Origin of the sequence: Sphingomonas yantingensis, from assembly GCF_014199325.1 — a bacterium.
In the GTDB taxonomy this organism is placed as follows: domain Bacteria; phylum Pseudomonadota; class Alphaproteobacteria; order Sphingomonadales; family Sphingomonadaceae; genus Sphingomonas; species Sphingomonas yantingensis.
In genome coordinates, this window is sequence record NZ_JACIJJ010000001.1 from 130,028 (window position 1) to 145,242 (window position 15,215).

Consider the following 15,215-nt stretch of genomic DNA (forward strand, 5'->3'; position numbering starts at 1 on the left):
GGGGGTATCTCGTATTCTGGCGCGCCGGGCACAGCAAAGGGCGCACGACGGGCGGGTCGTAAAGGCGCCCCGCGTGACATGGGATGCTGGCTGGGCGACGCGAGCCTGGCGGGGTCTTGAAACCCTCGCCGATCACGCTGCTTCGATTGAAAGCGTCGCTGCACTGCGGCAGATGCGCCCGAACGTCCGAAAAGTCAAGATGCGGTGACGTGCCCGTGCTCGACATGCAGCCGCGTGGCATCGGCGGGCAGCTCGGCGAACAGCGCTTCCTCGGTCCCCGTCATCCACACCTGTCCCTTGCCACTGAGGCGCTGGAACAGCGCGGCGCGGCGTAGCGGGTCGAGATGCGCGGCGACTTCGTCGAGCAGCAGCACCGGCGGATGCGGCATCGTCGCGGCGACGAGGTCGGCATGGGCGAGGACGATGCTGAGCAACAGCGCCTTCTGCTCGCCCGTCGAACAGAGCGCCGCCGGTTGATCCTTGTCACGGTGCGTGACGATCAGGTCGGCGCGGTGCGGCCCGACCAGCGTGCGCCCCGCCGCGGCATCGCGCCCGCGCCCCTGCGCCAGCTCGCGCGACAGGTCGCCGCCCGCCCAGCCATCGAGCGCCAGTGTCGGGCGGGCGAACGGCCCCGGATCGGCGCTCTCGACGATCGCCGACAGCGCCGCCACCGTCCGCCGCCGCGCCGTATCCACCGCGGCGCCATGCTCGGCCATCCGCGTTTCCAGCGCTGTCAGCCACTGGGGATCGGCGGGCACCTCGTCCGCCAACAGCCGGTTGCGCTCCCGCATCGCGGTTTCGTAGCGCGTAGCGTGGCTCGCATGGCCGGGCTCCAGCGCCAGCGTCAGCCGGTCGAGGAACCGTCGCCGCTCGCTCGCGGGTTCGGCAAACAGGCGGTCCATCGCGGGCGTCAGCCACAGCACCGCCAGCCATTCGGCGAGCGCGGTGGCGGGCGCGGCGGCGCCATTGACGCGAACGAGCCGCCGCTCCGGCGCACCGGGCTGCACGCCCGTCCCCAGCGTCGCATCGCCGATCAGCGTCGCGGCGACTCCGAACCCGCCCGGTCCGCCCTGCCGCGCCATCGCCGGAAAGGTCGCGCGGCGCAGGCCGCGGCCGGGGGCGAGCAGCGAGACCGCTTCCAGTACGTTGGTCTTCCCCGCACCATTCTCCCCCGTCAGCGCCACGAAGCCCGGCCCCGGCTCGATCACCGCGTCGGCGTGGTTGCGAAAATCGCTGAGCGCGAGGCGGACGAGCATCGCGCGGGCTTAGGGGCGGGAGCGACCCCCACGCAACCTTCGCTTCGCCGCGGCGTTGCCACGGGCCAAAGAGATTGATCGAGGTGAAGATGATGACACTCCGCCCCGCGCTTGCGCTCCTCCCGTTCGCGCTGGCCACCGTCGCCTGCTCGCCGGAGACCCCGCAGGAGCAGCAGGCCGAGAAGATTCGCGACCAGGCCGATGCCCAGGGCGATTCGATCGAAGCCGCCGCCGCCAACCAGGCCGCGCAGATGGACGAACAGGCCGCCGCGCTGACCAACCAGGCCGGCACCTCGCAGGGCTATGACGCGCAGCGCACCAATGTCCGCGCTGAGGCGCTTCGCAAGGAAGCCGACCTGATCAAGGAACAGGCCGAGGCCCGCGCCAAGGCCGTCCGCGATCAGGGCGAGGCACAGGCGAGCGCCGTCCTCGCGAAATAAAGATGCGGCGCGGGGTCGGCGCCCGCGCCATTCCTTGCTTGACTCGCCGCCACGTGCCGTTAGGGCCGGCGGCGGGCCACGCGGTCCCAACGCCGCGCGTGCTCTCTGCAAGGAGAGACTGACATGACTGATTTGCCTGCCGCCGACGCCACCCTTGCGCCTGTGAAGCCCGCCGAGAAACCCCGGCGCCCCCATTTCTCCAGCGGTCCCTGTGCCAAGCCCCCCGGCTGGTTGCCCGACAAGCTCGACACGCGCGTCATGGGCCGCTCGCACCGCTCGAAGCTCGGCAAGAACCGGCTCCAGCACGCCATCGACCTGACCCGCGAGATCCTGCAGGTGCCCGACACGCACCGCATCGGCATCGTGCCGGCGAGCGACACCGGCGCGGTCGAGATGGCGATGTGGTCGCTGCTCGGCGCGCGGCCCGTCAGCCTGCTCGCCTGGGAAAGCTTCGGCGAAGGCTGGGTGACCGATGCGGTCAAGCAGCTGAAGATCGAGCCCACCGTGATGAAGGCGCCCTATGGCGAGATCGTCGACCTGACGACCGTCGACCAGAGCCACGACGTCATCTTCACCTGGAACGGCACCACCTCGGGCGTGCGCGTGCCGAACGGCGAATGGATCCGCGACGATCGAAAGGGGCTGTCCTTCGCCGACGCGACCTCGGCCGTGTTCGCGATGGACATGCCGTGGGACAAGCTCGATGTGACCACCTTCTCCTGGCAGAAGGTGATGGGCGGGGAGGGCGGCCACGGCATCCTGATCCTCAGCCCGCGCGCGGTCGAGCGGCTCGAGAGCTATACGCCCGCCTGGCCGCTTCCAAAGATCTTCCGCATGACCAAGGGCGGGAAGATCATCGAGGGCATCTTCAAGGGTGAGACGATCAACACCCCCTCGATGCTTGCGGTCGAGGATTACATCTTCGCGCTCGAATGGGCGAAGTCGATCGGCGGGCTGAATGCGCTCATCGGGCGGTCGACCGCCAACGCCACCGCGCTCGGCCGTATCGTCGAGGAACGCTACTGGCTCGGCCATCTTGCCGCCGACCCGGCGACGCGATCGAACACCAGCGTCTGCCTGACGGTCGAGGGCGCGGACGAGGGCTTCATCAAGAAGATGGCTTCGCTGCTGGAGGCGGAAGACGCCGCTTACGACGTCGCCGGCTATCGCGACGCGCCGCCGGGCCTGCGTATCTGGTGCGGTGCGACGGTCGACACCGCCGATGTCGAGGCGCTCGGCCCGTGGCTCGATTGGGCCTACGCCCAGGCGAAGGCGGCCTGAACCCTTCGCTTTTGATGTCACCCCAGCGAACGCTGGGGTCGCTTTTCCCAATCGCGCCCCTGCGGCGCCCGATCCCAGCGTTCGCTGGGATGACGAGGTGAACCATGCCCAAGGTCCTGATTTCCGACAAGATGTCCCCCCTCGCCGCCAAGATCTTCCGCGAACGCGGGGTCGAGGTGGACGAGATCACCGGCAAGACCCCCGAAGAGCTGAAGGCGATCATCGGCGAGTATGACGGCCTCGCCATCCGCTCCTCGACCAAGGTGACGAAGGACATTCTCGCCGCCGCGACGAACCTCAAGGTGATCGGCCGCGCGGGCATCGGCGTCGATAACGTCGACATCCCCGCCGCCTCCGCTGCGGGCGTGGTCGTCATGAACACGCCGTTCGGCAACTCGATCACCACCGCCGAGCACGCGATCGCCCTCATGTTCGCACTCGCCCGCCAACTGCCCGAGGCGAACGCGCAGACGCAGGCGGGCACCTGGCCCAAGAACGGCTTCATGGGCGTCGAGGTAACGGGCAAGACGCTGGGCCTGATCGGGGCTGGCAATATCGGCTCGATCGTCGCCGACCGCGCGCTCGGCCTCAAGATGAAGGTCGTTGCGTTCGATCCGTTCCTGTCCGCCGACCGCGCGGTGGAACTCGGCATCGAAAAGGTCGAGCTCGACCAGCTCCTCGCGCGCGCCGACTTCATCACGCTGCACACGCCGCTTACGGACCAGACGCGCAACATCCTGTCGGCGGAGAACCTCGCCAAGACCAAGAAGGGCGTGCGCATCATCAACTGCGCGCGCGGCGGCCTCATTGACGAGGCGGCGCTGAAGGAACTGCTCGACTCGGGCCATATCGCCGGCGCCGCGCTCGACGTGTTCGTGACCGAGCCGGCCAAGGAGCACCCGCTGTTTGGCACGCCGAACTTTGTCGCGACCCCGCACCTCGGCGCCTCGACCAACGAGGCGCAGGTGAACGTGGCGCTGCAGGTGGCCGAGCAGATGGCCGACTATCTCGTCTCGGGCGGCGTCACCAACGCGCTCAACATGCCGAGCCTCTCGGCCGAGGAAGCACCGCGCATCCGCCCGTACATGGCGCTCGCCGAACGGCTCGGCAGCCTGATCGGCCAGCTGAGCCACGACGCCGTCCCGCGCATCTCGATCCATACCGAGGGCGCGGCGGCCGAGCTCAATCCCAAGCCGATCGTCTCGGCGGTGCTCGCCGGCTATCTGCGCGTCCATTCGGACACGGTGAACATGGTCAACGCCCCCTTCCTCGCCAAGGAGCGCGGGATCGAGGTGCGCGAGGTGCGGACCGAGCGCGAAGGCGACTACCACACGCTGGTGCGCGTCTCGGTCAAGACCGAGGCGGGCGAGCGGTCGGTGGCCGGCACGCTGTTCGGCAACGAGGCGCCGCGCCTGATCGAGCTGTTCGGGATCAAGGTCGAGGCCGATCTGGCCGGCCACATGCTCTATGTCGTCAACGAGGATGCGCCCGGCTTCATCGGTCGCATCGGCACGACGCTGGGCGAGGCGGGCGTCAATATCGGCACCTTCCACCTCGGCCGCCGCGCCGCGGGCGGCGAGGCGGTGCTGCTCCTCTCGGTCGACGAACCGGTGACGCCCGACCTGATCGCCAAGGTCCGCGCGCTGCCGGGCGTCAAGACGGTGATGGCGCTCAAGTTCTGATCCGGTTAGGAGGCCGGCCATGACCGGCCTCCTTCCCGAAGGGTTTCACGACCGCCTGCCCCCGTTCGCCGATGCCGCCGCGCGGCTTGAGCGGCGCGTGCTCGATGCCGCGTTCGCGCATGGCTACGAGCAGGTGGACCCCCCGCTCGTCGAGTTCGAGGGCGCGCTCACCCACCGGCTGAAGGCGGGCGGCGCACGCGATTCGGTGCGCTTCGTCGATCCGGTGTCGCAGGCGACGCTGGCGGTCCGCCCCGACATCACCGCGCAGGTCGGTCGCATCGCGGCCACGCGCATGGGCCACCACCCGCGCCCGGTGCGCCTGTCCTATGCCGGCGCGGTCGTGCGGCTGCGCGGGGGCAAGATTCGGCCCGAGCGGGCGGCACGACAGATCGGCTGCGAGCTGATCGGCCGCGATTCGGTCGCCGCCGCGCGCGAGGTCGTCGGCGTCGCGATCGAGGCGTTGCAGGCCGCGGGCCTCGAAGGGCTGTCGATCGACTTCACGCTTCCCGACCTGCTCGCCGAACTGGCCGGCGACATGGCCCCCGAAACGCTGGCGGCGCTGCGTGAAGCGCTGGACGGCAAGGACGCCGCCGGGGTCGCCGCGATCGATCGCGCGTACCTGCCCCTCATCGAGGCGGCGGGGCCGTTCGACGCCGCACTCGCCCGGTTGCGCGAGAGCGCACACGGGGCGGCGCTGAAGACCCGGCTCGACGGGCTGGCGGAGATCGCCGCGTCGGTGCCCGCCGGCGTCGCGCTGACGCTCGACCCGACCGAGCGGCACGGGTTCGAATATCAGAGCTGGCTCGGCTTCTCGCTGTTCCAGACCGGCGTGCCGGTCGAGGTGGGGCGCGGCGGCAGCTATGCGATCGTCCATGACGACGGCGCGGAGGAGCCAGCGATCGGCTTCTCGCTCTATGCCGACGCGATCCTCGATGCCGGCCTTGCCCCCGTCGAGCGGCGGCGGCTGTTCGTGCCAGTGGGCGCCGATCCCGCCGCGGCGGCGGAACTGCGGCGGCAGGGCTGGGTTACGGTCGCGGCGCTGGAGGGTGAGGACACCCCCGCCGCCCAGTTGTGCACGCACATCCTGACGCCAGAGGGACCCGAACCGGCATGAGCCTTTCCGAGCACGGCTGGCGCACCGACCATGCGAACCGCGCCGCGCTGATCGTCGATGCCGCCGATTACTACGTCCATGCCCGCCGCGCGATGATGCAGGCGCGCGAGCGGATCATGCTGATCGGCTGGGACTTCGACACGCGCATTATCCTCGACCGCAGCACCCCGCGCGACGGGGCGCCGACCGAGCTGGGGCCGTTCCTGACCTGGCTGGCCGATACCAAGCCGGACCTGTGCATCAACATCCTCACCTGGGACGTGGCGGCGGTGAAGCTGCTCGGGCGCGGGACTACCGGGCTGCGCCTGCTGCGCTGGATGGCGCGGCCGAACATCACCTTCCTGCCTGACCGCGCGCACCCGTTCAGCGGCAGCCACCACCAGAAGATCGTCGTGATCGACGACGCGTTCGCCTTTTGCGGGGGCATCGACATGACCGCCTCGCGCTGGGACACGCGCGAGCATCTGGACGATGACGAGCGGCGGCGGCGGCCGTTCACCGGGCGGCGCTCGATGCCGTGGCACGACGCCTCCATGGCGGTGGACGGTCCGATCGCCAAGGCGCTGGGCGACCTGGCGCGCGAACGGTGGCGGATCGCGGGCGGCAGCGAGCTGCCCGAACCCGCGCCCGGTGGTCACGCCTGGCCGGACGGGCTGGAGCCGCATTTCCGCGACCTCGACATCACGATCGCGCGGACCCGCGGCGAGAATGGCGAAATCGCCGAGATTCGCGAGATCGAGGCGATGTTCGTTGCGATGATCGAGCGGGTGGAGCGCTTCGCCTATATCGAGACGCAGTATTTCGCCTCTCGCGTCATTGCAGAGGCGATCGCCAAGCGGCTGGACGAGGATGACGGCCCCGAGTTCGTGATCGTCAATCCAAAGGTCGCCGACGGCTGGCTGGAGGAAGAGGTGATGGGCGCAGCGCGGGCCGAGCTCATCGATGCCCTCCGCCAGCATCCGCATCACGAGCGTATCCGCATCTACACCCCCGTCACGCATCGCGGCGCCGACATCTATGTCCATGCCAAGATCATGATCGCCGACGATCGGGTGCTGCGCGTCGGCTCGGCGAACATGAACAACCGCTCGATGGGCCTCGACAGCGAATGCGACCTGGTGATCGAGGCGCCGGACGACGACGCCCGCGCGATGATCGCCGCGATCCGCGCCGACCTCATCGGCGAGCATCTGGGCGTTGGGCCTGCCGTCGTCGCTGAGACGCTGGAGGCGACGGGATCGCTGATCGCCACGGTCGAGCGGCTGCGCGGATCGGGGCGGACGCTCGCGCCGTTCGATCCGCCGGACAAGGGCGAGATCCAGCGCGGGATCGCGCGCAGCCAGGCGCTCGATCCCGAGCATCCCGAACAGGCGTTCGAACCCGCCGGGCCGGGCCGCCTCGTCCGCGGCATCCGCCGCCGTGCGCGCCGGGTCAGGAACCGCCTGCACCGGCATTGACGGCCGCGGTCGGCCCCGTAATGCGCTGACCCATGCGCTTCTTCTCGGACAATGCCGCCCCCGCCTGTCCCGCCGTCATGGCTTCGCTCGTCGAGGCCAACGCACAGGACACCGCCTATGACGGCGATGCCTGGTCGAAGCGGCTCGACGGGGCGTTCTCCGACCTGTTCGGCACCGATGTCACGGTGATCTGGGTGCCGACGGGGACAGCCGCCAACGCGCTCGCGCTCGCGGCGATGGTGCCGCCGCATGGCGCGTTGCTCTGCCACCGCGAGGCGCATATCCAGGTCGACGAATGCGGCGCGCCGGAGTTCTATACGCACGGCGCCAAGCTCCTCCTGATCGACGGCGAGGGGGGAAAGCTGACCCCCGACGCCATCGAGGCAACCGCCGCCGCGATCCGCGACGACGTGCACCAGGTGCAGCCTCACGCGATCAGCATCACCAACGCGACCGAGGCGGGGCGCGCCTATTCCCCCACCGAGGTCGCCGCGATCGGCGAGGTGGCGAAGCGCCGCAATCTCGCCCTACACATGGACGGGGCGCGCTTCGCAAACGCGGTCGCGCATGTAGGCTGCACGCCGGCCGAGGTGACGTGGCGCGCGGGCGTCGACGCGCTCTCCTTCGGCTTCGTCAAGAATGGCGGCATGTCCGCGGAGGCGCTGGTGTTCTTCCGCCCCGACCTTGCCGCCGCGACCCGCTATCGCCGCAAGCGGGCGGGGCACCTCCAATCCAAGGGGCGGTATCTCGCCGCGCAATTGCTGGCGATGCTCGAGAACGACGTGTGGCTCGCCAACGCGCGCGCCGCCAATGCCGGCGCGGCGCTGATCGCGGCGGCGGCGGGCGATCGGCTGGTCGAGCCGGTCGAGGCGAACGAGGTGTTCTGCCGCCTGACTGCCGAAGAGGCCGCGACGCTGCGTGCGAAAGGTTTCGACTTCTACGACTGGGGTCCGGGGCAGGCGCGGTTCGTGACGGCGTGGGATCAGGGCGAGGCGGCGGTGCGGCCGCTCGCCGACGCCATCGCCGGACTGTGAGCGACCAACCCAAGCCGCAATCGACGCGGCTGTCGGTCCTCATTCCGTTCGGCATCGTCACGCTGATCTGGGGCTCGACCTGGATCGTCATCACCGGCCAATTGGGACAGGTGCCGCCGTCATGGTCGGTCGCCTATCGCTTCGCGATCGGCGGGGTGGCGATGCTCGGCTGGGGGCTGTGGCGGCGTGAGCGCTTAAAGCTCGATGGGCGCGGCGTGCGATTTGCCGCGGTGCTCGGCCTCATGCAGTTCGTGCTCAATTTCAACTTCGTCTACCGTGCCGAGCTTTACGTCACCTCGGGACTGGTCGCGGTGGTGTTCGCGCTGCTGCTCGTCCCCAACGCGATTCTGTCGCGCATCTTCCTCGGCCAGCGCATGGGCGCGCAACTGATCGTCGGGTCGGTGATCGCGATGAGCGGGATCGCGCTGCTCTTCATTCACGAGGCGCGGATCGACAGCGGCGGGGCGGGGCGCACGCTGACGGGCATCGCGATCACCATCGCGGGGGTCTGCGCCGCCTCGGTCGCCAATGTCATGCAGGCGACGCAGACCGCGCGGGCCTACCCGATGGCGGCGATGCTCGGCTGGGCGATGCTGTGGGGGGCGAGCGTCGATGCGGCCTTCGCCTGGGTCACGACGGGGCCGCCGCGCTTCGACTGGAGCCTGCCTTACGTGGCGGGGCTGCTGTATCTGGGGCTGGCCGCCTCGGCGCTCGCCTTTACGCTCTATTTCGGCGTCATCCGCACGATCGGCCCGGCCAAGGCGGCCTATTCGGGCGTGCTCGTCCCCGTCATCGCGATGGCGCTGTCGACGCTGTTCGAGGGCTATCGCTGGTCGCTGCTGGCCGGGCTGGGCGCGGCGCTGGCGATGACGGGGCTGGTCGTCGCCTTGAGGGCGCGCAGGCCCGACCGATAATCGGCATATCGCGGCTGCCAGCCGAGCAGTCGCTTCGCCTTGCCGTTGGCGACGCGCCGGTTCTCCGCATGAAAGGCGCGCGCCGCGGGGCTCAGCGCCTCCAGCGGTACGACCGGCGGCGGGTCGAGGCCGAGCAGGCGGGCGGCGAAGGTGACGACCTCGTCCTGCGCGCACGGGGCATCGTCGGCAAGGTTGTAGGCGCCCGGTGGGGCGTCGAGGCCCTTGGCCACCCCCTCGGCCAGATCGTCGACATGGATGCGGCTGAACACCTGCCCCGCGATCCCCGTCCGATGCGCTTCCCCAGCAGCCACGCGGTCGAGCGGCGAGCGACCGGGGCCGTAGATGCCCGGCAGGCGGAACACGCGCGCCCCGCGGGCGAGCCACGCGGCATCCGCCTCGTTCCGGCTAGCGCGCCGGCCGCGGATCGGCGTGCTTTCGTCCACCCACGCGCCGCCCGCATCGCCATAGACGCCGGTCGAGGAAAGATAGGCGAGGCTCGCCCGGCCCAGCGCATCGCCATAGGTCGCGAGCACCGGATCGCCCGCTTCATTGGGCGGCACGCTCGACAGGATGTGCGTCGCCTCGCCCGCCTCGAACCGCACGCGCTCGGCATCGTCGAAGCGTATCGTGCCCTCGCGCCCGTCGCGCGTCGTCGCCATGACGCGCCAGCCGCGCGGGGCAAGCCGCGCGGCGATCACCCGCGCGCTATAGCCGAGGCCGAAGATCAGGAGCTTCACGGGGCGGGCGTGCTCCCATAGAGCGATCCGAAGAAATCGCCCTTGTTCCACACCGGCCGCGGCCCGTCGGCCAGCGCCCGCGCGAGCTTGTAGTTCAGCATCGCGAACCGCCGGGCCGACGCCCAGTCGAAGGTCAGCTTCATGTCGTCCGATGGCTGGTGATAATGTTTGTCGAGGAAATCCTTGGTCGCCGCCGCGCCCGGCCCCGCCCAGCCCGCGTCGATCGAGACCGAGGGGACGCCCTGCTTGACGAAGCTGTAGTGATCGGTGCGCACGAAGTTCGATTCCTCGGGCGCGGGATCGGGGCTCAATTTCAGCCCGTCGGCGGTCGCCACCTTGGCGAGGATCGGGCCGATGCTCGACCGGTCCGCGCCATAGGCGACGATATCTTCGAACTTGTAGGTCATGATCGGCATGTCGAGATTGACGTCGGCGACGATCGATCCCTTGGGCACGGTCGGGAAGCGGGCGTAATAGTCCGAGCCGATCAGCCCCTCTTCCTCCGCGGTGACGGCCAGAAACAGCACGCTGCGTTTGGGCGCCGCGCCCGCGTCGCGAAACGCGCGCGCAGCCTCGAGCATCGAGGCGATGCCCATCGCATTGTCCATCGCGCCGTTGTTGATCGCATCGCCGTTCACCGGCTCGCCGACGCCGATATGGTCGAGATGCGAGGTCAGGACGACGTATTCGCCCTTGAGCGCCGGATCGCTTCCCTCGAGCTTGCCGACGACGTTGGCGCTGGCCAGCGAGACGATCTCGCTGCGCTGGGCAAAGCGAGCGGTGACGCCGAGGGCGCCGGCCGGCACCGGCTTCTTGGCGGCATCAGCCTTGCGCACGCGGTCCCACGACACGGGCGACTTCGCAAACAGCTTGGCCGCCCCCGCATCGCTGATCGCGGCGAGTTGCGGCGCGCCGTCGCCGCGCGGCTGGCCCGGCCTCGTCCAGTTCATGCTGGGTCCCGACCATGCCTCGACGATCGCGGGAAAGTCGTAGGTCGCGCGGATCGCCGCCGATTCGATGAAGACGATGCCCTTCGCCCCGCGCTTGCCGGCGATTTCGGCCTTCACCTCGCGGTTGCCATAGTGTGCGGCGACTTCGCTGTTGAGACCCGGCGGGCCGCCATAGAGGACGGCGACGATGCGGCCTTTCACGTCGAGGCCGCGATAGTCGTCCACCCCGCGCGTGGGATCGACGACGCCGTATCCGGCGAACACCACCTCGCCCTCGACGGTGCGATCGGCGTCGGTCAGGCTGGCGCGGCCGACGAAATCCTTGCCGGCGACCAGCGGCTCGCTCGCCCCGCCGCGCGTCAGCGAGGCGCTGCCCTCCATGGGCCGCGACGCGACCAGCGGCACCGTCTGTCGCCACGTGCCGTTGTCGCCAGCGGGGGTCAGCCCCGCTTCCTGCATCCGCGCCGCCACGTACGCGGCGGCCACGTCATATTCGGGGCTGCCCGCCTGCCGACCCTTCAGCGCGTCGTCGGCGAGGAACGCGACATGCGCCTTCATCGCCGCCTGATCCGGCGGAAGCGGCGCGTCGTTGGCCGCGATCAGCAGCCCGGCGACACCGGCGAGCAGCCACGCCCTCACTTGGCGCCCAGCCCGCCATAGAGCGTGCCGAAGAAGTCGCCCTTGTTCCAGCGCGGCCGCTCTGGCGCGTCGGCGATCTCGCGCGCGATCATGTAGTTCGCCTCGATGAAGCGCACGCCGGAGCCCCAGTCGATCGGCGGCGTCTGGCCCACCTCGTCGCTCGGCTGGTGGTAGTGGGTGGACAGGAACGCCTCGAACGCCGCCTTGCCCGGTCCCTTGGTGCCCGGCCAGACGAACACGCTGGGGATGCCCTGCTGGACGAAACGGTAATGGTCGGAGCGCACGAAGAAGCCCTGATCGGGCATCGGATCGGGCGAGATTTCGAGATTGAGCTTGCCCGCCGCGTTCTTGACGTACTGGCCGAGCGTCGTGCGATCCGCGCCGAAGGCGACCACATCCTCGAACTTGTAGGTGATGATCGGCATGTCGAGATTGACGTCGGCCACCAGGTTCGCCTTGGGCAGCGTCGGATAGTGCGCGAAGTAATCCGCGCCGACGAGCCCCTTTTCCTCCGCCGTGACGGCGAGGAACAGCACCGACCGCTTCGGCGCCGCGCCCGCCGCCTTGAACCGCTTGGCCTCCTCGATCAGCGAGGCGATGCCGACCGCATTGTCCATCGCGCCGTTGTAGATCGTGTCGCCGTTCTTCGCCTTGCCGACGCCGACGTGATCGAGATGCGCGGTGAGCACCACCACCTCGTCCTTGAGCTTCGGATCGCTGCCGGGCAGAAGCCCCGCCACGTTATAGCTGGTGACGGGCTTGGTCTCGGTCTTGAGCTTGACCGACAGGCGGCCCGGCAGTTCGACCGCGCGGAATTTCGCGTTCGGGTTCTCGGCGGTCGCGACGACGCTGGCCCAGCTCGTCCTGGCGCCGGCGAAGAGCTTTTCGGCGCCCTTCATGCTCAAGGTGCCCAGCGCGGGCGTCTTGGGCGCGGCGAAGAAGCCGGTGCCGTCCTTCTCGGCCCAGGTCATCCGCGCGCTGTCCCAGGTGTCGGCAAGGCGCGAGAAGGGGCGAACCTTCGCGCTCGACGGCGATTCGAGCGTGATGACGCCGACCGCGCCCTTGGCCTGCGCGGTCACCGCCTTGTTCGCGGCATTGCCGAAATGCGCGCGCTCCTCGCCCGGCAGCCCGGCGGGCGCGCCCGAGAAGAAGGCGACGACCTTGCCGCGCACGTCGACCCCGGCATAGTCGTCGCGCTTGAAGGCGGGGGCGTCGATGCCGTAGCCGACGAACACGACCGGCGCGTCGACGGTCGTCTCGGCGCGCATCGGGTCGGCGCCGGGCAGGTAATCCTCGCCGAAGGTCAGCGACGCCGCCTCGCCGCGCTTGGGCGTCCACCCGAACGCGCCCTTGTCGGCCGCCTTGTAGCTGACGAGCGGCACGGTCTGGAGATAGCTGCCATTATCGCCCGCCGGGCGCAGGCCCGCGGCATAATATTGCGAGGCCACGTACTGCGCGGCGACGTTGTAGCTCTCGCTCCCCGCCTCGCGCCCCTGCATCGCGTCACTGGCCAGGAACATCACGTGCGCCTTCATCGCCGCTTCCGCTTCGGGCAGCGCGGCGTTGACGCGGGCGTTCACTTCGGCGGGATTGGCGGCGGGGGCAGGGGCGGGCGCCTCCTGCGCGGCGGCGACGGTGGCGAGCGAAAGCGAGGCAAGCAACAGGGTGCGAAGGATCATGGGGGCTCCCGGGGGGACTTTAGGGCCGTATAGGTCCCGCCTTGTTGCACCCGCGCGGCCCCCCAAGTAAAGCGCGCCGTCCCATGAAAAGCCCACTCGTCATCGCCGTGCCGAAAGGCCGCATCCTGTCCGAGGCGCTGCCGCTGCTCGCCGCGGCGGGAATCGTGCCCGAGCCTGCCTTCTCCGACGAGGATAGCCGGGCGCTGCGCTTCGCTACCAACCGGGCCGACATCGACCTCATCCGCGTGCGCGCGTTCGATGTTGCGACCTTCGTCGCGCACGGGGCGGCGCAGCTCGGCATCGTCGGATCCGACGTGTTGATGGAGTTCGCTTATGCCGAGCTCTATGCGCCCGTCGATCTCGGCATCGGCCATTGCCGCGTGTCGGTGGCCGAGCCCGCCGACATGGCCGCCAAGGACGATCCGCGCGGGTGGAGCCATGTCCGCATCGCCACCAAATATCCCGGCATCACCCGCCGCCATTTCGAGGCGCGCGGCGTCCAGGCCGAGTGCGTGAAACTCAACGGCGCGATGGAGCTGGCCCCGATCCTCGGCCTCGCCCCGCGCATCGTCGATCTCGTCAGCTCGGGCCGCACGCTGAAGGAAAACGGGCTGGTCGAGGTCGAGACGATCGCGGAGGTCTCTTCGCGCCTCGTCGTCAACCGCACCGCGTTCAAGACGCGCGCCGAGGTGGTGGGACTGGTCGACGCCTTCCGCGCGGCCGTCGCCGAGAAGGTCGCCGCATGATCCGCCTCGACACCGCCGCCCCCGGCTTTGCCGCCGCGTTCGACACGCTGGTGAACGACCGCCGCGAAGCCGATGCCGACGTGTCGCGCGACGTCGCCGCAATCATCGGCAGCGTCCGGCGGGAAGGCGATGCGGCGCTCCATGCGTTCACGAAGAAGTTCGACGGCCACGACCTCAACGACAGTGGCTGGCGGATCGAGCGCGCGGATTGCGAAGCGGCGCTCGAAACGCTCGATCCCGACCTGCGCGAGGCCCTGACGCTGGCCCGCGACCGGATTACGGCGTATCACGAGAAGCAGCGGCCCGCCGATGCGGAATATGCCGAGGACAACGGCATTGTCACCGGCGCGCGCTGGCGCGGGGTCGATGCGGCGGGGCTGTACGTGCCCGGCGGGCGCGCGGCCTACCCAAGCTCGGTGCTGATGAACGCGATCCCCGCGCGCGTCGCCGGGGTCGAGCGGCTGGTGATTGTCACGCCAACCCCGAGGGGCGAGGCGAACTTGCTCGTTCTCGCCGCCGCCGCGCTGGTCGGCGCGGACGAGGTGTGGCGAGTGGGCGGCGCACAGGCGATCGCCGCGCTCGCCTATGGCACCGACAGGATCAAGCCGGTCGATGTGATCTGCGGTCCCGGTAATGCCTGGGTCGCCGAGGCCAAGCGCCAGCTGTACGGCGTCGTCGGCATCGACATGGTGGCGGGGCCGAGCGAGATCGTCGTCGTCGCCGATCGTGCGAACGACCCCGAATGGACCGCCGCCGACCTCTTGAGCCAGTCCGAGCATGATCCGACCAGCCAGTCGATCCTGTTCACCGACGATGCCGGCTTCGCCGATGCCGTCGCCGACGCTGTCGATCGCCAGATCGGCACGCTGTCGACCGCAAAGGTCGCGCGCGCCGCTTGGGACGCCAACGGCGCGATCGTGCTGGTGCGTTCGCTCGAGGAGGCGATGCCGCTCGTCAATCGCTTGGCGCCCGAGCATCTGGAGCTGGCGGTTGCCGACCCGGCACCGCTGTTCGATCTCGTGCGCCATGCCGGCTCGGTCTTTCTCGGCCGGCATACGCCCGAGGCAGTGGGCGATTACGTCGCCGGGCCGAACCACGTCCTGCCCACCGGTCGCCGCGCGCGGTTTGCCAGCGGGTTGTCGGTGCTCGACTTCATGAAGCGCACCAGCTTCCTGTCGCTTAGCCAAGAAGGCCTCGCCGCGATCGGTCCTGCCGCCGTCCGGCTGGCCGAGGCCGAGGGGCTGCCCGCGCATGCCCGCTCGGTCGCGCTTCGCCTTTCCTGATTT

The 15,215-nt window shown here is 69.8% G+C and carries 13 protein-coding genes; 9 read left to right on the forward strand and 4 right to left on the reverse strand.

Annotated elements, in window-relative coordinates; all coding sequences use genetic code 11:
- Positions 1–194 precede the first annotated feature (194 nt).
- Entirely contained in the window at positions 195–1,256 is a 1,062-nt protein-coding gene (gene recF, locus FHR19_RS00640; protein ID WP_184023279.1) for a DNA replication/repair protein RecF, read from the reverse strand.
- A gap of 92 nt (positions 1,257–1,348) precedes the next feature.
- On the opposite strand from recF, the gene FHR19_RS00645 reads away from it, so the two are divergent.
- The 7 genes from FHR19_RS00645 (at position 1,349) to FHR19_RS00675 (ending at position 9,178) form a co-directional block, all read left to right on the forward strand.
- Positions 1,349–1,696, forward strand: coding sequence for a hypothetical protein (locus FHR19_RS00645; RefSeq protein WP_184023281.1), 348 nt, complete (start codon positions 1,349–1,351; stop codon positions 1,694–1,696).
- Between the two features lie 123 nt (positions 1,697–1,819).
- Positions 1,820–2,977, forward strand: coding sequence for a phosphoserine transaminase (locus tag FHR19_RS00650; protein WP_184023283.1), 1,158 nt, complete (start codon positions 1,820–1,822; stop codon positions 2,975–2,977).
- A 104-nt stretch (positions 2,978–3,081) separates the two neighbouring features.
- Entirely contained in the window at positions 3,082–4,659 is a 1,578-nt protein-coding gene (gene serA, locus FHR19_RS00655) for a phosphoglycerate dehydrogenase (RefSeq protein ID WP_184023285.1), read from the forward strand.
- 19 nt (positions 4,660–4,678) lie between these two features.
- Complete coding sequence (locus FHR19_RS00660; RefSeq protein WP_184023287.1) at positions 4,679–5,773, forward strand: ATP phosphoribosyltransferase regulatory subunit; 1,095 nt, start codon at positions 4,679–4,681, stop codon at positions 5,771–5,773.
- Complete coding sequence (locus FHR19_RS00665) at positions 5,770–7,230, forward strand: phospholipase D-like domain-containing protein (RefSeq protein ID WP_184023289.1); 1,461 nt, start codon at positions 5,770–5,772, stop codon at positions 7,228–7,230. Before FHR19_RS00660 ends, FHR19_RS00665 begins: the two co-directional genes overlap by 4 nt.
- Positions 7,231–7,262: 32 nt before the next feature.
- Positions 7,263–8,264, forward strand: a complete 1,002-nt coding sequence (locus FHR19_RS00670) for a threonine aldolase family protein (protein ID WP_184023291.1) — start codon at positions 7,263–7,265, stop codon at positions 8,262–8,264.
- Positions 8,261–9,178 (forward strand): EamA family transporter, encoded by a 918-nt coding sequence (locus FHR19_RS00675; protein WP_184023293.1) that lies wholly within the window; start codon positions 8,261–8,263, stop codon positions 9,176–9,178. The genes FHR19_RS00670 and FHR19_RS00675 overlap by 4 nt, the downstream gene beginning before the upstream one ends.
- Here FHR19_RS00675 and FHR19_RS00680 read toward each other — a convergent pair.
- The 3 genes from FHR19_RS00680 to FHR19_RS00690 are packed head-to-tail and all read right to left on the reverse strand — an operon-like array spanning position 9,088 to position 13,183.
- Complete coding sequence (locus FHR19_RS00680) at positions 9,088–9,915, reverse strand: Rossmann-fold NAD(P)-binding domain-containing protein (protein ID WP_184023295.1); 828 nt, start codon at positions 9,913–9,915, stop codon at positions 9,088–9,090. The genes FHR19_RS00675 and FHR19_RS00680 overlap by 91 nt on opposite strands.
- A complete protein-coding gene (locus tag FHR19_RS00685; protein ID WP_343053111.1) occupies positions 9,912–11,504 on the reverse strand; it encodes a M20/M25/M40 family metallo-hydrolase in 1,593 nt (530 codons plus the stop codon). Before FHR19_RS00685 ends, FHR19_RS00680 begins: the two co-directional genes overlap by 4 nt.
- On the reverse strand, positions 11,501–13,183 hold the full coding sequence (locus tag FHR19_RS00690; protein WP_184023297.1) for a M28 family metallopeptidase: 1,683 nt from the start codon (positions 13,181–13,183) through the stop codon (positions 11,501–11,503). Before FHR19_RS00690 ends, FHR19_RS00685 begins: the two co-directional genes overlap by 4 nt.
- An 83-nt stretch (positions 13,184–13,266) precedes the next feature.
- On the opposite strand from FHR19_RS00690, the gene hisG reads away from it, so the two are divergent.
- Positions 13,267–13,929: an ATP phosphoribosyltransferase gene (gene hisG, locus FHR19_RS00695; protein ID WP_184023298.1), complete on the forward strand. Its 663-nt coding sequence runs from the start codon at positions 13,267–13,269 to the stop codon at positions 13,927–13,929.
- On the forward strand, positions 13,926–15,212 hold the full coding sequence (gene hisD, locus FHR19_RS00700) for a histidinol dehydrogenase (protein ID WP_184023310.1): 1,287 nt from the start codon (positions 13,926–13,928) through the stop codon (positions 15,210–15,212). Before hisG ends, hisD begins: the two co-directional genes overlap by 4 nt.
- Positions 15,213–15,215: the final 3 nt, after the last annotated feature.